The sequence below is a fragment of the Flavobacterium sp. CG_9.10 genome (assembly GCF_015752245.1).
GTDB lineage: Bacteria > Bacteroidota > Bacteroidia > Flavobacteriales > Flavobacteriaceae > Flavobacterium.
In genome coordinates this window covers 225,518-247,307 of sequence record NZ_JADOVD010000003.1, presented here as the reverse complement: position 1 = coordinate 247,307, position 21,790 = coordinate 225,518, and the positions used below count along the sequence as shown (strand labels likewise).

Below are 21,790 nucleotides of genomic sequence, written 5' to 3'. Positions count from 1 at the left end.
AAAGGCGCAAAGGTACAAAGATATGTTTCTTATTTGCAGAATTTTTAGCCCAGATAATAGCGGAAAGCCCACGACTTAAAAGATGTAGTTTTTATTAGCTTAAAAAAGCGACTAAAAGAAGCTCTTTTTAAGGTTTGGAAAAACACATTTTTTAAGTGTGGACTTGAAGTGAATAGCTGGATTAGCTCCTGATTGCCGCGTTCCTCGCAATGATTAATATCTATAAACAAATGCATTAACATTCATCCCTGCTCCAACGGATGCAAAAAGTAGAATATCGCCTTTTTGTATAGATTGGTTTTCAATTTCTCCCCGAATTAACAAGTCGAAAAGGGTGGGAACGGTAGCAACACTGCTGTTTCCCAGTTCATGTATGCTCATAGGCATGATGTCTTGAGGAACTGGTCTGTCATGCAATTTATAAAAACGTTGAATGATTGCTTCGTCCATTTTTTCGTTGGCCTGATGGATAAGAATTTTTTTAACATCGTCAATCCCAATACCGCTTTTATCTAAACAACTCTTCATTGCTGCCGGTACTGTATTTAATGCGAATTCGTAAATTTTGCGTCCGTACATTTTTATGTATCGAATATCTGGGTCTAAATCCGGATTGTATGATTTTCCAAAAAACAAATAATTGGCTTCGTCGTTAGCGTACGTACCACTTTCGTAGGATAGCATACCGGTTTGATCATCAGAAGCTTCTATTATTGAAGCGCCAGCGCCATCAGAGTAAATCATAGAATCTCTATCGTGCTTGTCAACGACTCTTGATAAAGTCTCAGAACCAATAACCAAACAACGCTTGGCCATACCTGATTTGATAAATGCATTTGCTTGAAGCACACCTTCAATCCAACCTGGACATCCAAAAAGGATATCGTAAGCAACGCAATTTGGGTTTTTTATCTGTAATTTATGTTTGACGCGTGTGGCTAAACTAGGTAGCATATCTGATTGGACTGCTCCATGTTTTACATCACCAAAATTATGTGCAAAAATGATATAATCAATCGTTTCTGGATCTATGTTGGCATTTTCTATTGCTTTTTTTGAAGCAAAAAATGCGAGATCAGATGAGGTTAAATGATCTTCAGCATATCGCCTATGTTCGATTCCGGTTATTCCTTTAAATTTATTGATGACAACTTGATTAGGATAGCCAAATGCGGTTCCATCTTCATTCAAAAACACATGATTGCCGAAGTCTGTATTACTTATTTTTTTCTCTGGAATATAACTTCCTATTCCGGTTATTTTTATTTTCATTGAGTTTGTTTCCAAAATTTATGCTAATTTAAACATAAAAAAATTATTACTCTTATAATATTTACTATGCATGCATATAATTATCAAATAGTAAGTTTTAAGCGAAAATATTAAATATTTTATTATGAATTGCAAATTTAGATGCGATTTTATCGTAGTAATTCCTGTAAATGGAAAAAACGCCTATTTTTTAATTTAATGATAAATGAATCTTTCCTAATTGTCTCAAGAAATTATTGGAAGACTCTGTGGAATTTTGATTAGGCGAAAATAAAGTTTTTTCTAAACAAAGTATAAAAAAAAATGTCCCGATTTCTCGAGACATTTTAACTTGTATTTTAACTTTCCATGTAGGCTTCAATTGGAGCGCAACTACAAACTAAATTTCTATCGCCATAAGCGTCATCTGCTCTGCGAACGGTAGGCCAAAATTTGTTTTCGGCAATATAATCTAATGGGAAAGCAGCTTCTTCTCTGGTATATGGGAAATTCCAAACATCAGTAGTTAGCATTGCTAAAGTATGTGGGGAATTTTTCAAAACATTGTTATGGTCATCGGCACTGCTTGCTTCAATTTCTTTTCTAATTGAAATCATAGCATCACAAAAACGATCTAATTCTTCTAGGTTTTCACTTTCGGTTGGTTCAATCATTAATGTTCCGGCAACTGGGAAAGAAACTGTTGGAGCGTGAAAACCGTAATCCATTAATCGTTTTGCAATATCAGTAACTTCAATTCCTTTTTGTTTGAAAGGACGACATTCTAAAATCATTTCGTGAGCCGCGCGACCCATTTCACCTGAATACAAAGTATCGTAATGACCGTTTAGTTTTTCTTTAATGTAATTCGCATTTAAGATTGCATATTCAGTAGATTGTTTCAACCCTTCAGCACCTAACATACAGATGTAACCGTAAGAAATTAAACAAACTAAAGCAGAACCCCATGGTGCAGCCGAAATTGCTGTTATGGCTTTATCTCCACCAGTCGCAATTACTGGATTGGTTGGTAAAAACGGGACTAATTGTTTCGCCACGCATATTGGGCCAACACCAGGTCCACCACCACCGTGAGGAATGGCGAATGTTTTGTGTAAGTTCAAGTGACAAACGTCAGCACCAATAGTTGCTGGATTTGTTAATCCTACTTGTGCATTCATATTGGCACCATCCATATATACTTGTCCACCGTTATCGTGAATCAATTGTGTAATTTCTTTGATAGCGCTTTCGAAAACACCATGAGTCGATGGATAAGTTACCATCAAACAAGAAAGATTAGCTGCGTGAAGAATTGCTTTTTCACGTAAATCTTCCACGTCGATATTTCCGTTTTCCAATGTTTTGGTAACAATTACTTTCATTCCTGCCATCGCTGCCGAAGCCGGATTTGTTCCGTGAGCAGATGATGGAATCAAAGCAATATTTCTATGATGATCACCTCTTGACTGGTGGTACGCGCGAATCACCATTAATCCTGCATATTCTCCTTGAGCACCTGAGTTAGGTTGTAATGTTGTTCCTGCAAAACCAGTAATAACATTCAATTGTTGTTCTAGTTTTGAAAGCATTTCTTGATATCCTTGCGCTTGATCCAATGGTGCGAATGGGTGAATGTTATTCCATTGTGCATTGCTCAAAGGCAACATTTCTGATGCAGCATTCAATTTCATGGTACAAGATCCCAATGAAATCATAGAGTGATTCAAAGCCAGATCTTTTCTTTCTAACATTTTGATGTAACGCATCAAAGCGGTTTCAGAATGGTATTTGTTGAAAACATCGTGTTGTAAAAAAGTCGATGTTCTGTTTATGTTTTCTGGAAAATGATTGGTTTCTGTTAAACTGTCAATTGTAGTTGCCTGAGTCCCTTTTGCGGAAGCGAAAACACCAATGATTTTATTTAAATCAGCAATACTTGTTGTTTCATTCAAAGAAATAGAAACCGTATTTTCGTCGATGTAATAAAAGTTTACTTCGTTTTGTTCTGCAATTTCTTTCACTTTTTTAGCATCAGCTTTTACAACGATGGTGTCAAAGAATGCTGTATTCGTTTGCTGTAAGCCTAAATTTTCTAATGCGTTTGCCAAAGTCGCTGCTAAAGCATGAACCTTGTCAGCGATATACTGCAATCCTTTTGGACCATGATAAACCGCATACATTCCAGCCATAACAGATAATAGAACCTGAGCAGTACAAATATTTGAAGTCGCCTTATCACGTTTAATGTGTTGTTCACGTGTTTGCAATGCCATACGAAGTGCACGATTTCCGTTTGTATCAACAGTTACACCGATGATTCTTCCTGGCATGCTTCTTTTGTACTCATCTTTTGTAGCAAAATAAGCGGCATGTGGACCTCCGTAACCTAACGGAATTCCGAAACGTTGTGTTGTTCCTAAAACTACTGCAGCACCGATCTCTCCTGGAGGAGTCAGTTTAGTTAAACTTAATATATCAGCAGCAACAGCCACTTTTATTTCATTTTCTTTTGCTTTAGCAATGAAACCAGCATAGTCATGAACTTGTCCAAATTTACCTGGATATTGAAGAATGGCTCCGAAAAATTCAGTTGAAAAATCAAATTCTTCATGGTTTCCAATAACTAATTCAACACCGATAGGAGTAGAACGCGTTTGTAAAACCGATAATGTTTGGGGTAAAATTTCTTCTGAAACGAAAAATTTACAAACGTTAGCTTTCTTTTGATCACGAGTTCTTACATCAAATAGTAATGCCATAGCTTCTGCCGCTGCTGTACTTTCGTCAAGAAGAGAAGCATTGGCAATTTCCATTCCTGTTAATTCGATAACCATGGTTTGGAAATTCAAAATCGCTTCTAAACGACCTTGAGCAATTTCAGCTTGATAAGGTGTGTAAGCAGTGTACCATCCTGGGTTTTCAAAAACATTTCTTTGAATAACTGCAGGAATAATCGCTTGGTTGTATCCTAAACCAATGTAGGATTGGAACATTTTGTTCTTATTTCCTAATTGAGTAATATGATTTGAATATTCATATTCAGTCATTGCAGGTTCTAAATCTAAATCTGATTTCAAGCGAATGTCGCTTGGAATAGTTTCGAAAATCAATTGGTCCAGCGTTTCTGCGCCAATTGTTTTCAACATATGTTGTAGGTCGTTTTCTCTTGGGCCTATGTGTCTTAAAGCAAAAGCATCTGTTTTCATACAAAAATATAGGTGTTGTTTTTTAGTGCTGCAAAAATAAGTATTATTAATAGTTTAAAACGTATTTTGGTATTCATATTTTATTGATTTTTCAACTAAATGGTAGATTTGTTCACAATTGACTAATTTTGTTTAATGAAGGTATTTAAACAAATTTTTAATTTTTACGTAAATAGTAGCATTCATGTTGCTTTATCGTGTTATTCTCTTGTCAAGATGACGCAACACATGTTCAACATTCCGTTTGATGAACCAATTGCTAATTTTGTTTTTTTTGGAACAATCGTAGGATATAATTTTGTGAAATACGATGCATTGGCCAGAGCCAAAAAACAGCAAATGCGAAAGGAATTAAAAATAATTGCTTTATTTAGTTTTTGTTCTCTTATAATGGTGGGCTATTATTTTTTTCAGTTGCATCGCATTACTCAAATTGTTGCAATTGCTTTTTTGAGTATCACTTTATTGTATACGCTTCCGTTTTTTCCAAATAAGAGGAATGCCAGAAACTGGGCTGGTGTGAAAATTTATATTGTGGCTTTGTGTTGGGTGGGTGTGACTTTAGGTTTGCCTGTTTTGAATGCTGAAATTGCCATTACTTCAGATTTTTACCTTAAATGTATTCAAAGGTTCATTCTTATTTTTGTGTTGGTCCTTATTTTTGAAATCATTGATTTGGCAAATGATGATCCGCATTTGCAAACCGTACCACAACAAATAGGAGTGAAGCGCACAAAAATATTAGGAATGTTACTTTTGATTCCGTTTTATTTTCTGGAATTTTTTAAAAGTAATTTTGATGAAAATCAATTAGTTGTCAACCTGATATTGGTGATTATGATTTCTCTATTTCTGCTTTTCTCCAATGAAAAACGTTCGAAATATTATACTTCTTTTTGGGTAGAAAGCGTGCCTATTGTCTGGTGGTTGTTGCTTCTATTGTTTTAAAAATATTGATATTGGTGAATACGTTCACCAAAAAATATACAAATTTGGTGAATACGTTCACCAAAAACAATATAAATTTGGTGAATAGGATTTTATTGTAGTATATTTGTTTAAAGTTTATTGCTATGATTATAAGAGATTTAACTTCAGTTGTTCAAAAAAATATAAATAAAGGAAAAGTTATTGTCTTGATAGGACCGCGCCAAGTGGGTAAAACGACATTAATCAATTCCTTATTGAAGGATATTCCGTTTCTATTTCTTGATGGCGATGATGCCGTCGTGTCGGATACTTTGGCAAGTGCAAATACAGAAACCTTAAAAAATATTATAGGAAATTATAAATACGTTTTTATAGATGAGGTACAGCGAATTCCAAATATTGGATTGAAATTAAAAATTATTGTTGATCAAATCAAAGACGTACAGGTGATCGTTAGCGGTTCTTCGGCTTTTGATATCAATCATGTCACCCAAGAACCTTTGACGGGCCGAAAATTTGAATACCATTTGTATGCTATTTCATGGAATGAATTTGAAAGTAATGTGGGTTACATCAAAGCGCAACAGCAATTAGAGTTGCGTTTACTTTATGGAATGTATCCGGATGTGATCAATAATTTTGGTAATGAATACGAGATTTTAAAAAATTTGGTTTCCAGTTATTTGTACAAAGATGTTTTGAGTTTGGCGGGTATCCGGAAATCAGAGGTTTTAGAGAAGATTCTTCAGGCTTTGGCATTGCAAGTGGGTAGCGAAGTGAGTTACAATGAAATTGCGCAATTAGTGGGTGTAGATAAAAACACGGTGAGTACTTATATTGATGTATTGGAGAAAGCTTTCGTAATTTTTAGATTGAATAGTTTTAGTAAAAACATTCGAAACGAAATCAAAGCCAACAGAAAAATTTATTTCTATGACAATGGAGTTCGCAATATGTTAATTGGTAATTTTAATACTTTAGAATTTCGTCAAGACAAAGGAGCGCTTTGGGAAAATTTTCTAGTTTCTGAACGAATAAAAATGCTTTCCTATACGGATAGTTTGGCGAAGCCGTATTTTTGGAGAACAACGCAGCAACAGGAAATAGATTACATCGAAACGAATGCTGATGTGATTAGTGCTTTTGAATTTAAATGGTCTTCGAATAAAAAAATCAAGTTGCCTAAATCATTTCAAGAGGCTTATCAGCCCAGTTTTTTAGTGGTAAGTAAAGAGAATTTCAGGGAGTTTTTGAAATAATAAAACCGAAGCAGGACTACTTCGGTTTTATATCTGAAATCTAAACCAATCCTGATCTTTTCAGCAAAGCGTCTGGAGAAGGTTCTTGCCCTCTAAAGCGTTTGTATAAAGTCATTGGTTGTTCCGTGCCACCTTTGGAAAGTATATTGTCTTTAAATTTTGTTGCCACTTCTTTATTAAAAATTCCTTTTTCTTGGAAATATGCAAAAGCATCTGCATCGAGTACTTCAGCCCATTTGTAACTATAATATCCAGACGAATATCCGCCTTGAAAAATATGGGAAAACGAAACACTCATGCAATTTTCGGCTACATCAGGATATAGAATGGTGTTTTCCATAGCTGCTTTTTCAAACGTTTTTACAGTGGTAATTCCATTAGGATTGTTACTGTGAAAGGCCATGTCCAATAATCCAAAACTAATTTGGCGTAAGGTTGCCATTCCTTCTTGGAAGCTTGAGCTTTCCTTGATTTTTTCCACGAATTCTTGCGGTATAATTTCTCCCGTTTGATAATGATTGGCGAATAAAGCCAAAGCTTCCGGCTCGTAACACCAGTTTTCCATAATCTGGCTTGGCAATTCCACAAAATCCCAATAAACTGAAGTCCCTGACAAACTAGGATATGTTGTATTGGCTAACATGCCGTGTAAGCCGTGGCCAAATTCATGAAACAAAGTCGTTACTTCATTAAATGTCAATAAAGATGGTTTGGTTTCTGTTGGTTTTGTAAAATTACAAACATTAGAAATATGTGGTCTTTCGTTTTTTCTGTCTTTAATGTATTGTGATTTAAAAGAAGTCATCCACGCGCCATTTCGTTTGCCTTTTCTTGGAAAAAAATCAGCATAAAAAATGGCAACCAGTTCATTCTTTTCATCTTTCACTTCGTAAGTGGTCACTTCATTGTGGTATTTATCGATGTCGAAAATTTCAGTAAAAGTGATTCCGTATAATTTTTGAGCAATCGTGAATGCGCCTTGCAGTACTTTTTCTAGTTGAAAATAAGGTTTTAATTTTTCATCATCCAAATTGAATAATTTCTGTTTCAATTTTTCTGAATAGTAAGCGCCATCCCATTTTTCTAAATGATCAATGCCGTCCAATGCTTTGGCGAAAGCGGTAAGCTCAGCAAATTCTCTTTCGGCAGCGGGTTTTGCTTTAACTAATAAATCATCCAAAAAGGATTTTACTTTGTCTGGATTTTGTGCCATTCTTTCTTCCAAAACAAAATGGGAATGTGTTTGATAACCCAGTAAATTAGCTCTTTCATGACGTAATTTGGCAATTTTGAGTACGTTTTCCTGATTGTCGAATTCGTTATTGTGAAATCCTTTCTTTCCTGCTGCTATGGCAATTTCTTTTCGTAGTTCCCTGTTATCAGCATAAGTTACGAACGGAATATAACTTGGGAAATCCAACGTAAAAATCCAACCTTCTATTTCTTTTGATTTTGCCAATGATTTTGCGGCTTCAATAGTTCCTTCCGGTAGGCCTTTTAAATTTTCTTCGTCTGTAATAATTAATTCGTAATTATTGGTTTCTGCCAAAACATTTTCACCGTAAGTCAGTTTTAGTTTGGCTAATTCCGTATCAATTTCGCGCAAGCGAACTTTTTTATCTTCAGAAAGTAGCGCTCCATTTCGAGAGAAATTTTTAAATTTTTTGTCTAATAATGTTGCTTGTTCTGGTGTTAAATTTAGACTGTCTTTTTGTTCAAAAACTGATTTGACCTTTTTGAATAAATCTGCGTTCAAAGTGATGTCGTTGCTAAATTCTGTCAATAGCGGTGAAACTTCCTGTGCGATTTTTTGCATTTCGTCTGAGGTTTCTGCCGAGTTCAAATTGAAGAATATGCTCGATAATCGGTCCAGCGCATTTCCGGAAAAATCCAATTTTTCTATAGTGTTTTCGAATGTTGGTAATTCTGCATTGTTTATAATTGCATCGATTTCTGCTTTTGCGGAAGCAATATTTTCAATAAAAGAGGGTTTGTAATCGTCAAGTTTTATTTGGGAAAATGGCGCAGTATCGTATTTAGTATTGAAATGTTGAGTGAGAATATTCATTGTTGAGTCATTAATTTTCTGTTGGTGAAATATCGAATTTTGTATATACAAATGTAGGGATTTATTAAAAAAAAATGGAGTTTCTAATAGGATTGATTTATTGTTAAAATTTATAAAACGTCAGTCGATCTTATGATTAAAAACGCCTACATTGTAAAAAAATGTTAGTTCTCAAACTGACTAATTATAAAAAAGTTACTAAATTAAGTACGTTATGAACTATCATATTACAATAAAAAATGCCTTTAGTGTGGACCAAATTGAAGACTATTGGACTAATGAAGATTATGTGCAGTTGCTGGAAAAATTCGATTATCCAGATGCAGCTGGCGCTGATAAGGAAAGCTTAAGCGAATTGCTTGAAATGGCAATTACCGATTTTGAGCCTAAAGAAGCCGCTGTAATTGTATTAACTTATAAATTAGCAGAGCAATTAAATGAAGGGCAAATACAACAGATTTCTAACGACATGTTTTTAGATAAAGTTTGTGAAGAATATCCGGAAATTGGTTTACATGCAAAATTGTTTCACGTAAATCAATTGCTTTTCAAAGCATATAACGGTAAATTTCCAAATGCAAAAGCTACAATTGTAAAGTGTAGTTTTGCTCCTTTAGAAGAAGAAACTGTGAAGGAGTTAACAAAGGAAGATGTGTTGAAATTGTTAAGCAACGGATTGTCTGACAGCAATCTTATAAAAAGATTGTTTGACCACCAAATGAATCATAATGCTCCATTTCCGGAAGCTGACGACATTCTGTGGGATTTAACCACAACGAATAATGTTGATTTTACAGTAACCACGTCTGAATATTGGTTAAACAGAGATGATATAATTGCTTCAGAATTCGATGGAATTTTGGAAGAAGTGTTGACAGAAGATTAAAGAATTAATTAGAATAAAAATAAAGATAAAAAGCTCCGTCATGGAGCTTTTTATTATTTATTTAGACTTTCAGAGGCAATATCCACGGCTTCTTTTAATCCAGTTTTATATGATATTATTCTGTCTAAGACAATTTTATCGTGGCAACCAATAATTTGTGCCGCCAAAATACCTGCATTCTTGGCTCCGTTTAGCGCAACTGTTGCTACAGGAACACCACCAGGCATTTGTAGAATGGATAAAACACTGTCCCAGCCATCAATAGAATTACTCGATTTTATCGGAACACCAATTACAGGAAGTGGAGACATGGAGGCAACCATTCCAGGCAGATGTGCAGCACCTCCGGCTCCAGCAATAATTACCGAAATGCCGCGAGTGTGAGCGTTTTTACTGAAATCAAATAATTTTTCAGGAGTTCTGTGTGCGGAGACAATATCAACTTCTGTTTCTATGTCAAATGCTTTTAAGATGTCTATCGCTTCTTGCATTACAGGCATATCTGATATGCTTCCCATTATTACGGCTACTTTCATTATTTTTTATTTAAAGATTAATTCATCCGTTCGCCTTTTGGGCTCGGGTGAAAAATTTAAAGATTGAAAAATTATTTAAAAGTCTATTTAGCTTACTACAATTTTTAAATCATTAAATCTTTTAATTATTCAATTTATCGCTGATTACTCTTATAGTATTCTTTACATCTTGCGCAATACGTCTTGCTTCTTTTATGTCCTCATTTACTATAGTTACATGCCCCATTTTTCTAAAAGGACGAGTTTGTTTTTTTCCGTAAATATGTGGTGTGACACCATTCCATCCTAATATTTTTTCGATATTTTCATAAACTACGTCTCCTGAAAATCCTTCAGCACCAACTAAATTCACCATAATTCCAGCTACTTTGCTATCGGTATTTCCTAAGGGTAAGTTAAGAATTGCTCTCAAATGATTTTCGAATTGTGAAGTATAGCTGGCTTCAATCGAATAATGACCTGAATTGTGCGGGCGAGGAGCAACTTCGTTTACAAGAATCTCGTCATCTTCTGTTTGGAACATTTCCACTGCCAAAAGTCCAACATGATTGAATTTTTCAGAAACATTCAAGGCGATTGCTCTCGCTTTTTCGGCAACTGTGTCATCGATTCGAGCAGGACAAATCACATATTCTACTTGGTTTGCTTCTGGATGAAATTCCATTTCAACCACAGGATATGTTTTTATGTCGCCGGATGGATTGCGACAAACGATTACTGCCAACTCATTTTTGAACGGAACCATTTCTTCAGCAATACATTCTACATTAGCTAAATTGTCTAAATCCGAGATTTGTCTAATTACTTTAACGCCATTTCCGTCGTAACCAAATTCCGTACATTTCCATACGAAAGGTAATTTTAGTTTGGAATCGAGAATGTCAACAACTACACTTTTTAAATTTGGGAATCGCTTGTAGTTTGCAGTTGGTATAGCATGTTGTATATAAAAATCTTTTTGAATCCCTTTATTTTGAATGAGTTTTAGTGTTTTAGGTGAAGGGTAGACTTTCAATCCTTCATCTTCTAGTTTTACTAAAGCTTCAAGATTAACCAGTTCGATTTCAAAGGTTAAAACATCAACTAGTTTTCCAAAATTGTAAACGGTTTCAAAATTCATTAAGTCGCCTTTGAAAAATTGGTCACAGGCTATTTTGCAAGGTGCTTCATCACTTGGATCAAGTACATAAGTTTGTATATCGAATTTTCGGGTGTCAGATAACAGCATTTTGCCGAGTTGTCCGCCACCGAGAATTCCAAGTTTAAAATCAGAAGAAAAATAATTCATCGTTGTATTGAAATTTATCTGTAAAATTGATTTTACAAAGATACTTTTAAATGAGTAATAATAAAAAAATACGAGTTGTAAAATGGTCGGATAAGTATTTCAGTATTTCGAATATTATCTTCTCACAATTACTTTTTTGGAAAAATTCCCGTTGGTGGTCTCGATTTTTAAATTATAAAATCCTGTCGATAGATTTTCAACATTGATTGAAAGCTGACTGCCGTTTAAAGGATTTTTATATTTTCCAATAAATTTTCCGTCTATTGAGTAAATAGAAACCGAATAAATATCATTGTTGTTTGGCGAATTAATGGTAATCAGTTCCGAAGTTGGATTTGGATAAACGATAACTTCATAGGTATTTTTGAATTCGTTGACAGAAAGTAACTTGTCAGTATAACAGGTTGAATTAACTATATTTTGAGTTTTGATTAAATCCGCTATTTTATTATTTGAAAAGCCGGTATTAGTGGTTTGATTGTAAAAAGTCAAATCTAATGTTTGGTTGCTTGCTCCAAACCAATCTTGAAGAATTGTACTAAAAACTCTTCTGTTGTCATGCTGAACGGTTCGAACTTGATAGTTATTTGCCAAAACGGCTTCAGATAAATTAATATTTGTCCCGGAGATTCCAGGATTTATGGCGCTCCCAAAAACAAACATCGGGGCAATTTCTCCGTGATCCGTGCCTAAGCTTGCATTTTCTCCCGCTTTTCTCCCAAATTCTGAAAAGGTAACTGCTACAACATCATTGGCCATGTTCTGATTATTCAAGTCCGTGATGAAAGTGTTAATTGCCTCTGAAATTTGAGTCAAAAGAGTGGCATGATTGCCTAGATGAGTAGTATTATTTGCAGCTACTTGCATGTCATGAGTGTCAAATCCGCCAACTTTAACTAAATAGACTTTGGTCTGAAGGCCACCTGAAATAAATCGTGCGACTGTTTTTAACTGATTGGATAAGCTAGTGTTAGGATATGTTAATGAATTAGAGCCTGAATTAAAGGAGCTGGAAATAGTCTGCGCATAAGCATTTGTAGAAGCATCATTGTTAATGATATATTGAATTAATCCTCCATATTCGGAATCGGGTATGTTTGCTGGCGGTTGACCGCCTAAACCATTCACCACAGAATAAAATCCAGATAAATCCTGTCCACTAATGTTTAAAGACATACCATGTTCGACTTCTCCATGAAAACCTAATGAATTATCGCTACTGCCAAGTTGAATTCCTAAAGGGAAATTTGAATTTAAAAATTCAGCATAGTAATTCTCAAGAAAACGTCCCGTCCATCCGCTATCTAAATTATTGTTAGCCATGGTGCCATCTCCTCCTGTCAACCATAAATCAGTTGATTTGAAATGAGATTTGTCTTGGGCAGGATAGCCAACGCCTTGAATGATTCTCATAAATCCTTTGTCATATAAGCTTTTGAATCCTATAAGGGAAGGGTGTAATCCTACTTGATCGGTTAATGCCAAAGTTGAATCAAGATTAATGATGCCATTTGTCATTCCAACGTTATTAAGTTTAATGTTAGGACGCAACGTCGCATAAGTATCATACTGATTGATGGGTACAATGGTGTTTAGTCCATCATTAGCCCCAGCTAATTGAATTAAAACTATTTTTTTTGAGCTGGGATCAGGGCAGGATGTCATACCTGCTGATTTGAAAAGAGCAAACACTTCTGTGGGTAACAATGAAAGTACGCTAGCAGTTGAAGTTAGTTTAATAAAATTTCTTCTTTTCATGATATTTGTTGTTTTTGGAATTAAATGAATTAAACTAAAACAGTCGAGATTTGGGGTCTCCTAATATCTTGTACGCTATATGAATTGTTGGGTAATACCAAATGTATTTAAGGTTTAAATTCTCTTAAATATTTTGGATAATAATAAATTTTTTAAATAATACTAAAACATTTGAGATTCGGGGGCTCTTAATATTTTGGTTACTAACAGCTTTAATCGAGACTCGACTACTGAGTTATTATTGGTGCTAATAAAGTTATTCCACGCTTCAGTCCAATAATAATTAGATAGACCTTGCAGGAGGAAAGAATTCATAAAGTAGTTAATACGATCACTGTCTGTTTCTTGGGCGAAAAGTGCGTTGCACAGTTCGGAAGTTAATGTAAGAGGGTTCGAAGGATTTGATACGATTCCAGTGTTTTTTAAGACATCTGAAATGTTTATTTTAACAGCAATATTACTATTACCACTGATCCTATTTACTCCGTCGAGTAAAGATTCTCCTAATCTGTATTTTGCAATTAAGGTTGAAGATGAAATCCAAGTTTTATCAAAAGCAGGAGCTTGATAATAGGCAGCATGTCCGGCAACATTTTCAGGTTCAAATAGAATCATATTGGAACGCACAAAAAAGGTATTGTTGACGAAATACCACCAAAAAACATTATAGAAATTTAATGGATTCGAAGTAGGATCTGGAATTGCGGCTTTTAAATACGTGCATATTTCTGATAATTGCTGAAGGGGAGATTTTATTATTCCACCTATAATTTCATCAGTTGTGATACTATCATCTAAATCGTAAAAATGTTGGCTTTCTAATAATTTTCTAATAATTGGAACAATTTCATATCCATTGTTGTAAAGGTCTTGTGCTAATGGATTTATAATGTCGTTTTCTACTTCTGACGAAATGTTGCTTTTAACGAAATAAGTATATAATTTTCTGCAAATATTTTTTGCTGTAGCCGATTGGTCAAAAACCATCTCAATGTAATTGTCTAATTCGGTATCCATCGAAGAAGCATCACTTGAAGAAGTAATTATTTTGTTGTTAAAAGCACTACTAAATGTTTTAGGACTGGTATTGTGATCTGAGAATTGATTGTACCCTTTTGGAATTCCAGTTTCAGAATCAATTAGAGATCTGTCGGATTTTCTTTTGAATCCCGTTAATATTCTTGCTGTCTGCACAATATCTGATTCGGTATAATTCGTGTAATTTCCGGGTGTAACTTGTGCTCCTTTCCCAATAGTGAATAATTCTAGAAACTCGCGGGCATAATTTTCATTTGGAGAACTTTTCACATTTGAAGTATTATTCAAAAAACAAAGCATAGAATTATTGAGTGTCATCTTTTTTGCTAACTTTTTATAATTCCCATAGGAATAAAATAAAAGCAATCGGATGTAATCGTAGAATTCGGTGGAAGATCCAAAAACCTGTTCGTTTTTTATTACTGTAAAACGGGTAGATAGAAAATGAGAAAGTTTAAATTTTAATGTGGGAGTATTTATGGCATTATACCACCACCAACCAGCTACAAGTACACCTTTACCATATTGGTTAGCAATTGAGGTCGGTAAATTTGCGGATTCGGTCCAAAAACCATCTGGAGCAGTGGTTGGCAAAGGGTCATACGGTAGGTTTAACGCGAGGGGTTTATCAACCAATAATAGATCTAGCGCTTGGCTGGGGGCGAGCTTTGAATATTGGTCTATCAAGGCCTTGGTGTAAACAAAAGTTGCTCTTCGCAACAAATGTTTAGCGTTTTTTACACCTAAAACTGTGGTATTTGGATTTAGTGAAGCCATAATTATACGATTTTCATTATCCTATACTTAAAGTTAGGAATAAATAAATTTGATACACTATTTTTTCGATTAACAGATTGTAATAGTCGTCTAACTGATTGTTTTTTAGTAGATTATATGTTTTTTTTAGGGTTTCGGATACAGATTTTATAATTGCGTTATTAAGATAATTTGTGCATTCAATAAGCTAATTACAAATTAATGTCCAATTAGCAATTGTCAAATCCGAATTCTGTATCTTTGCACATTATTTTAAATAGGATAATAATGATACAACTTCACGATAAACAATTTGTTCCGTTTATTTCCGCTAAAGAAATTGAGTTTGCAATAGCAAAAATGGTTGCTCAAATAGAAGATGATTTTTTTGATGAAACGCCGGTGTTTGTTGGCGTTTTGAATGGCGCTTTCATGGTCGTTTCTGATTTCATGAAATTGTATAAAAAACCATGTGAAGTATCTTTCATAAAAATGGCTTCCTATGAAGGGACTTCGTCAACTGAAGAGGTGAAACAATTGATAGGATTGAACCAAGATTTGACCGGACGCACTGTCGTAATTATCGAAGATATTGTAGACACTGGAAATACAGTAGTTGAATTGAAAGAATTGTTCAAAAAACAAAATGTAAAACATTTTAAAATAGCAACACTTTTTTTTAAACCAGAAGCATATACAAAAGATGTCAAGATAGATTACGTTGGAATTAGAATTCCAAATAAATTTATTGTTGGTTATGGTTTGGACTATAATGGATTAGGAAGAAATTTACCCGAAGTATATAAACTAAAAGAATAACTACCCAACAACATTATGATCAACATTGTTTTATTTGGAAAGCCAGGAGCAGGAAAAGGAACTCAAGCAGAGTTTTTAAAAGAGAAATACAAATTAACGCACATATCCACTGGTGATGTATTTCGTTTTAATTTGAAAAACGATACTGAATTAGGGAAACAGGCAAGAGTCTACATGGATTCGGGCGATTTAGTGCCTGATGAATTGACTACCAAAATGCTTATTGATGAGGTAAATAAACATCCAGATACAAATGGAATTTTATTTGACGGTTACCCAAGAACAATTTCACAAGCCGAAGACTTAGATGCGTTTCTTACTACAATTGGCTCTAAAGTTGCTGCAACAGTAGCACTTGAAGCCGATGATGAAATCTTAATCCAACGATTATTGGAAAGAGGAAAAACAAGTGGTAGAATAGACGATCAAGATGAAGATAAAATAAGAAATCGTTACCAAGAATACAATGAAAAAACGGCTCCTTTAATGGGGTATTATGAACAACAAGGAAAGTTTCACGCCGTAAATGGAATAGGAACTATTCAAGAAATTACGGAACGGTTAAGTGCCGTTATTGATAATTTATAGGAGCAATTTCCAGCTGTACGTTACAATCCCGATAATTTTCGGGACTCGCTTAAAAAACTATTTTTCTAAGCCATAAAAGGAGCTTCCCGTGGTCGCTCTTTTCTGTCAAGAAAAATAAGTTGTATAAGCTGCGGGCTTTTAACTACCATCTGGGCTAAAAAAAAACATGGAAATACTCATAATATTTTTTCTAATACTATTAAATGGGGTTTTCTCCATGTCAGAAATCGCATTGATTTCGGCTAGAAAAAACAGATTAGAAACTGCTGCCAAAAAAGGAAATAAAAGTGCGAAAATCGCATTGGATTTGGCCAATTCGCCAAATAAATTTTTATCAACTGTACAAATAGGAATAACCCTTATAGGAATTCTTACGGGTATATATAGCGGTGATAAAATAACAATAAATGTAGAAAATTTTGTAAAAGGATTTGAAATACTAACTCCTTATGCGCATACTGTAGCGGTAGGAATTGTAGTTGTGATTTTAACTTTTTTTTCATTAGTTTTAGGGGAATTGTTGCCTAAAAGAATAGGTTTAAATCATCCGGAAGCCATTGCCAAAGCAGTGGCGTTACCTATGAAAATCGTTTCGATTGTCACCGCACCATTTATTTGGTTGTTGACACATTCAACGGAATTTTTATTAAATGTTCTAAAAATAAAACCCACAGCAGACGGAAAAGTAACCGAGGAAGAAATAAAGGCTATTATCAAAGAAGGTACTGAAGGCGGGGAAGTGCAGGAAATAGAACAAGATATTGTAGAACGTGTTTTTCATATTGGCGATAGAAAAATAAACTCTTTAATGACTCATAGAAAATCGGTCGTGTTTTTACCGTTGCATTCTGATAAAAATCAGGTTAAAGAATTTATGCTAAAAGAGCTACATTCCATTTATCCGGTTTATGGCGATAATTATGATGATATTGTTGGAGTGGTAAACCTAAAAAATATTTTTGCCCATTTTGAAAACGAGAATTTTAATTTGGCAGATATAATGACGGAAGCTCCTTTTATGATGGAGCAAACCACTGCTTATATTGCTCTTGAAAACTTCAAAAAAACAGGAATACATTATGCATTTGTCTCAGATGAATATGGTGTTTTTCAAGGTGTAATTACTTTGAATGATATTTTGGAAGCTTTAGTTGGGGATGCTTCAGATTTTTATAAAGATGATTTTCAGTTAGTTGAAAGAGAAGATGGAACTTGGGTAGTAGATGGGCATTATTCGTTACATGATTTCTTGACATACTTTGAGTTGGATGAATTGATAAATGATTATGAAGTGACTACGGTTAGCGGTTTAATAATGACAGAACTTTCTCATATTCCAAAACAGGGCGAAAAACTGATTTGGCAAAAATTTGAGTTGGAAGTGATTGATATGGATGGCGTGAAGATTGATAAAGTAATGGTGAAAGCATTACAAATGTAAAAATAGTTTACAGGATTGAAGAGCTCAAAATGAGTTTTGAATGTTGTAGTTGAAAATTGAATATTAGAAAAGATGACTGAAGGGAATTTTGTAGATTACGTTAAAATATATGTTTCTTCTGGAAAAGGAGGAAAAGGATCTACGCATTTGCATAGAGAAAAATTTATTGAAAAAGGAGGTCCGGATGGTGGAGATGGTGGACGTGGAGGTCATGTTTTTTTAGTGGGAAACAAAGGTCTTTGGACACTGTTTCACCTAAAATTTGCGCGTCACATAAAAGCTGGTAACGGAGGCGATGGAAGTGGAGACAGAAGTACAGGTGCCGATGGTGATGATAAATACATCGAAGTTCCGTTAGGAACAGTTGTAAAAGATAAAGAAACTGGAGAAATTTTATTTGAAATCACCGAAGATGGTGAAAAACAAATACTTTCAAGAGGAGGTAAGGGAGGTTTAGGAAACTGGCATTTTAGAAGTTCCACAAACCAAACGCCTAGATATTCTCAACCTGGATTACCAGGTGCAGAAATGGACGTGATATTGGAGTTAAAAGTGCTAGCTGACGTAGGTTTAGTAGGTTTTCCTAATGCTGGGAAATCAACTTTATTATCTGTGTTGACTTCTGCTAAGCCAAAAATTGCTGATTATCCATTTACTACCTTGAAACCTAATCTTGGGATTGTAGCGTATCGCGATTTTCAGTCTTTTGTAATCGCCGATATTCCCGGAATTATTGAAGGTGCCGCCGAAGGAAAAGGTCTTGGACATTATTTCCTACGTCACATTGAACGTAATTCAACTTTGTTGTTTTTAGTTCCAGTTGACACACCAGACATTAAAGCAGAATATGATATTTTAGTTAATGAATTGACTAAATACAATCCTGAAATGCTCGATAAAGAGCGTATGGTTGTTATTTCTAAATGTGATATGCTGGATGATGAATTGAAAGTAGAACTGAAATTAGAATTGGATGTGGCTTTTAAAGGTATTCCCTATATGTTTATCTCATCTGTTGCCCAACAAGGATTGACAGAATTGAAAGATAAATTATGGAAAATGTTGAATGACTAAAATAGTTTAATGGTACTATATTTTAGGGAAAAGGGCTTCGAATTTTTGAAGCCCTTTTTTTATTAATATTAATTACAAATTTGGTATTCTCAAAACTTGACCGGGATATATTTTGTCTGGATCGGAAAGCATCGGTTTGTTTGCCTCAAAAATCACATTAAATTTATTGGCATCTCCATAATATGTCTTTGCAATTTTTGACAACCAATCACCTTCAACTACTGTATGGTATTTTGCTTCTGGTTCTTTGATTGCAACTTCCATCTGATTGTCTACCTCAGAAACTCCTTCCACATTACCCACAGCTAGAGCAATTTTTTCAGCATCAACTTGTTTGTCAACTTCTCCTTTCAGTGTAACCTTTTCCTCTTGTAAATAAACTTTTAAATTTTTGAAAGGCAATTTTAAAGATTGAACATGTGCTAATAAAACATTTGCTTTCAATGCTTCTTTTTCCGCAGCAGGAGCTTCTTCTTCTTTTTTTCCAAATAATTTCGCCCCAGCGCCTTTAATAAATGATAATAGTCCCATTGTTTTGATTTTTAAATTAATTAACTACTAAATTAGTTAAAAATTCGATTTCAAATTTTCTTTTAAATGATATTTTTAATGAATATTTTAGTTCAAAGTTGTTATAATTTTTGTTGTTTACATTGATTGGTTCCTATACCACAGGATTTCTTTAAATTCTTTTTAGAATATATTGATTTTAAATTTCTTATTTTTGGCATAGTAATAAAACAAATGACAATTTAAATGCACTATCATGAAATACTTATTTTTAGTTCTGCTAATGTATTCTAACTCCATTTGGTCTCAAACCAATTTTGATAAAGCAGAAAAATTATTCAAAGAAAATAAATTTGAACAGGCGCAAGCTGTCTTTGAAACTGTTTTGAAAACGAATCCTTCGGATTTAAAAACTATTGAATATTTAGGAGACATTGCAGGTCGAAATAAATCTTGGGATAAAACTATCATTTATTATAAAAAACTTGTCCAGTTAAAACCATCAGAAGCCAATTATCATTATAAATATGGGGGAGCCTTAGGGATGAAAGCCAAGGAATCAAATAAGTTTAAAGCCCTAGGCATGATTGATGAGGTTAAAGGAGCCTTTGAAAAGGCAATTGTGCTAAATCCAAAGCATATTGAAGCACGTTGGGCATTAATAGAACTCTATATTCAGTTACCTGGAATCGTGGGCGGAAGCCAATCTAAAGCTATAAAATATTCAAATGAATTATTCCGACTTTCTCCGGTTGACGGTTATTTGTCTAAGGGGCATATCGATGAATATTTTAAAAGATATGCGGTAGCTGAACAACAATATAAAAAGGGAATTGCAGTAGGGAATTCAAAAGTGGGCTATCAAATGCTTGCGAATTTGTATAAAAACAAAATGAAAGAACCTGAAAAAGCAAAATCAATTTTAGAAGAATATAAAAATAGAGAAAGGTAGATAAGTAAGAGTAATGACTTTTAATGTTTTGCAAATTCAACAATCATAAACCATAAACTAAAATGCGTACACATTTTATAGCTATTGGCGGGAGTGCCATGCACAATCTTGCTTTAGCATTACACAACAAAGGATATCAAGTTACAGGAAGCGACGATGCCATTTTTGAACCATCAAAATCAAGATTAGATAAAAAGGGAATTTTGCCTGCCGAATTAGGTTGGTTTCCGGAAAAAATCACAACTGATATAGAAGCTGTAATTCTTGGAATGCATGCGAAGGCCGATAATCCAGAACTGTTGAAAGCACAAGAATTAGGTTTAAAGATATATTCATACCCAGAATTTCTATACGAACAATCCAAAAATAAAACACGTGTTGTTATTGGTGGTTCTCATGGAAAAACTACAATTACATCAATGATTTTACACGTGATGCATTATCATAATATCGCAGTTGATTACATGGTTGGAGCACAATTAGAAGGATTTGACACTATGGTTCATCTAACTGAAGAGAATGACTTTATCGTTCTTGAAGGTGATGAATATTTGTCTTCGCCAATAGACAGAAGACCAAAATTTCATTTATATCAACCAAATATTGCTTTGATTTCCGGTATAGCTTGGGATCATATCAACGTGTTTCCTACTTATGAAAACTATGTGGAGCAGTTTGAAATATTTATTGGTAAAATTACAAATGGCGGAATTTTAGTTTACAATGAAGAGGACTCCGAAGTAAAACGTGTTGCCGAAGCCGCTACAAATCCCATACGAAAACTAGCATATCGCACTCCTAAATATTCGGTTAGTGATGGAGTGACGCTGCTGGAAACTCCCGAAGGTGATATGCCTATTGAGGTTTTTGGAGCACACAATCTTAATAATTTGGCCGGAGCCAAATGGATTTGTCAAAATATGGGAGTTGATGAAGCTGATTTTTACGAAGCAATTGCCAGTTTCAAGGGCGCTTCAAAACGATTGGAAAAAATTGCCGAAAGTAAAACCAAAGTAGCCTATAAAGATTTCGCGCATTCGCCAAGTAAAGTGGCTGCGACTACCAAGGCCGTAAAAGAACAATATCCAAGCAGGACTTTAGTGGCTTGTTTAGAATTGCATACTTATAGTAGCTTGAATGCGGAATTCCTAAAAGAATATGAAGGCGCATTAGAATTTGCAGACGTTGCAGTTGTTTTCTATTCGCCGGATGCGGTAAAAATAAAACAGCTTGAGGAAGTTACCTATGACCAAATTGCAACTGCTTTCAACAGGAAAGATTTAATTATTTATACGAATCCCATAGAGTTTAAAGATTTTTTATTTAAACAAAATCTTGAAAATTCAGCCTTATTATTGATGAGTTCCGGGAATTATGGCGGATTGAATTTTGACGAGGTAAAAGAATTAATTAAATAATTATTCCAT

17 protein-coding genes are annotated in these 21,790 nt (G+C 34.4%); 9 read left to right on the top strand and 8 right to left on the bottom strand.

The window, feature by feature from the left end; all coding sequences use genetic code 11:
* Positions 1 to 213: 213 nt before the first annotated feature.
* Both IWX84_RS04040 and gcvP read right to left on the bottom strand, forming a co-directional pair.
* The gene (locus IWX84_RS04040; RefSeq protein ID WP_196849462.1) at positions 214 to 1,272 is read right to left on the bottom strand and encodes a 3-oxoacyl-ACP synthase III family protein; all 1,059 of its coding nucleotides are present in this window, start codon (positions 1,270 to 1,272) and stop codon (positions 214 to 216) included.
* A 338-nt stretch (positions 1,273 to 1,610) separates the two neighbouring features.
* Positions 1,611 to 4,460 (bottom strand): aminomethyl-transferring glycine dehydrogenase, encoded by a 2,850-nt coding sequence (gene gcvP, locus IWX84_RS04035; RefSeq protein WP_196849461.1) that lies wholly within the window; start codon positions 4,458 to 4,460, stop codon positions 1,611 to 1,613.
* 135 nt (positions 4,461 to 4,595) lie between these two features.
* Here gcvP and IWX84_RS04030 point away from each other — a divergent pair, with 135 nt between their 5' ends.
* A complete protein-coding gene (locus IWX84_RS04030) occupies positions 4,596 to 5,408 on the top strand; it encodes a hypothetical protein (protein ID WP_196849460.1) in 813 nt (270 codons plus the stop codon).
* A 125-nt stretch (positions 5,409 to 5,533) separates the two neighbouring features.
* On the top strand, positions 5,534 to 6,649 hold the full coding sequence (locus IWX84_RS04025) for an ATP-binding protein (RefSeq protein ID WP_196849459.1): 1,116 nt from the start codon (positions 5,534 to 5,536) through the stop codon (positions 6,647 to 6,649).
* Between the two features lie 40 nt (positions 6,650 to 6,689).
* Here IWX84_RS04025 and IWX84_RS04020 read toward each other — a convergent pair whose 3' ends face one another.
* Positions 6,690 to 8,717 (bottom strand): M3 family metallopeptidase, encoded by a 2,028-nt coding sequence (locus IWX84_RS04020; protein ID WP_196849458.1) that lies wholly within the window; start codon positions 8,715 to 8,717, stop codon positions 6,690 to 6,692.
* Between the two features lie 214 nt (positions 8,718 to 8,931).
* Here IWX84_RS04020 and IWX84_RS04015 point away from each other — a divergent pair, with 214 nt between their 5' ends.
* A complete protein-coding gene (locus IWX84_RS04015) occupies positions 8,932 to 9,603 on the top strand; it encodes a hypothetical protein (protein ID WP_196849457.1) in 672 nt (223 codons plus the stop codon).
* Positions 9,604 to 9,656: 53 nt separating this feature from the next.
* On the opposite strand, the gene purE is transcribed toward IWX84_RS04015, so the two are convergent.
* The 4 genes from purE to IWX84_RS03995 all read right to left on the bottom strand — a co-directional run bounded on the left by purE (position 9,657) and on the right by IWX84_RS03995 (position 15,000).
* Positions 9,657 to 10,142 (bottom strand): 5-(carboxyamino)imidazole ribonucleotide mutase, encoded by a 486-nt coding sequence (gene purE / locus IWX84_RS04010; protein ID WP_196849508.1) that lies wholly within the window; start codon positions 10,140 to 10,142, stop codon positions 9,657 to 9,659.
* A gap of 118 nt (positions 10,143 to 10,260) precedes the next feature.
* Positions 10,261 to 11,427: a 5-(carboxyamino)imidazole ribonucleotide synthase gene (locus IWX84_RS04005; protein WP_196849456.1), complete on the bottom strand. Its 1,167-nt coding sequence runs from the start codon at positions 11,425 to 11,427 to the stop codon at positions 10,261 to 10,263.
* A 114-nt stretch (positions 11,428 to 11,541) separates the two neighbouring features.
* The gene (locus IWX84_RS04000) at positions 11,542 to 13,185 is read right to left on the bottom strand and encodes a DUF1501 domain-containing protein (protein ID WP_196849455.1); all 1,644 of its coding nucleotides are present in this window, start codon (positions 13,183 to 13,185) and stop codon (positions 11,542 to 11,544) included.
* 162 nt (positions 13,186 to 13,347) lie between these two features.
* Positions 13,348 to 15,000 carry a DUF1800 family protein gene (locus IWX84_RS03995; protein ID WP_196849454.1) on the bottom strand — a complete coding sequence of 551 codons (1,653 nt, stop codon included), beginning with the start codon at positions 14,998 to 15,000 and terminating at the stop codon, positions 13,348 to 13,350.
* A 267-nt stretch (positions 15,001 to 15,267) separates the two neighbouring features.
* On the opposite strand from IWX84_RS03995, the gene hpt reads away from it, so the two are divergent.
* The 4 genes from hpt (at position 15,268) to obgE (ending at position 18,901) form a co-directional block, all read left to right on the top strand.
* A complete protein-coding gene (hpt, locus tag IWX84_RS15360; RefSeq protein WP_231385407.1) occupies positions 15,268 to 15,798 on the top strand; it encodes a hypoxanthine phosphoribosyltransferase in 531 nt (176 codons plus the stop codon).
* A 15-nt stretch (positions 15,799 to 15,813) separates the two neighbouring features.
* On the top strand, positions 15,814 to 16,386 hold the full coding sequence (locus IWX84_RS15355) for an adenylate kinase (RefSeq protein WP_231385406.1): 573 nt from the start codon (positions 15,814 to 15,816) through the stop codon (positions 16,384 to 16,386).
* Positions 16,387 to 16,552: 166 nt separating this feature from the next.
* Positions 16,553 to 17,827: a hemolysin family protein gene (locus IWX84_RS03985; RefSeq protein WP_196849453.1), complete on the top strand. Its 1,275-nt coding sequence runs from the start codon at positions 16,553 to 16,555 to the stop codon at positions 17,825 to 17,827.
* A 72-nt stretch (positions 17,828 to 17,899) separates the two neighbouring features.
* The gene (gene obgE / locus IWX84_RS03980; RefSeq protein ID WP_196849452.1) at positions 17,900 to 18,901 is read left to right on the top strand and encodes a GTPase ObgE; all 1,002 of its coding nucleotides are present in this window, start codon (positions 17,900 to 17,902) and stop codon (positions 18,899 to 18,901) included.
* Between the two features lie 72 nt (positions 18,902 to 18,973).
* Here the strand turns inward: obgE and lysM are convergent, their stop codons facing one another.
* Positions 18,974 to 19,432: a peptidoglycan-binding protein LysM gene (gene lysM, locus IWX84_RS03975; protein ID WP_196849451.1), complete on the bottom strand. Its 459-nt coding sequence runs from the start codon at positions 19,430 to 19,432 to the stop codon at positions 18,974 to 18,976.
* A 235-nt stretch (positions 19,433 to 19,667) separates the two neighbouring features.
* On the opposite strand from lysM, the gene IWX84_RS03970 reads away from it, so the two are divergent.
* Positions 19,668 to 20,363 carry a tetratricopeptide repeat protein gene (locus IWX84_RS03970; RefSeq protein WP_196849450.1) on the top strand — a complete coding sequence of 232 codons (696 nt, stop codon included), beginning with the start codon at positions 19,668 to 19,670 and terminating at the stop codon, positions 20,361 to 20,363.
* 62 nt (positions 20,364 to 20,425) lie between these two features.
* Positions 20,426 to 21,781 carry a UDP-N-acetylmuramate--L-alanine ligase gene (locus IWX84_RS03965; RefSeq protein ID WP_196849449.1) on the top strand — a complete coding sequence of 452 codons (1,356 nt, stop codon included), beginning with the start codon at positions 20,426 to 20,428 and terminating at the stop codon, positions 21,779 to 21,781.
* The last annotated feature ends 9 nt before the right edge of the window (positions 21,782 to 21,790 follow it).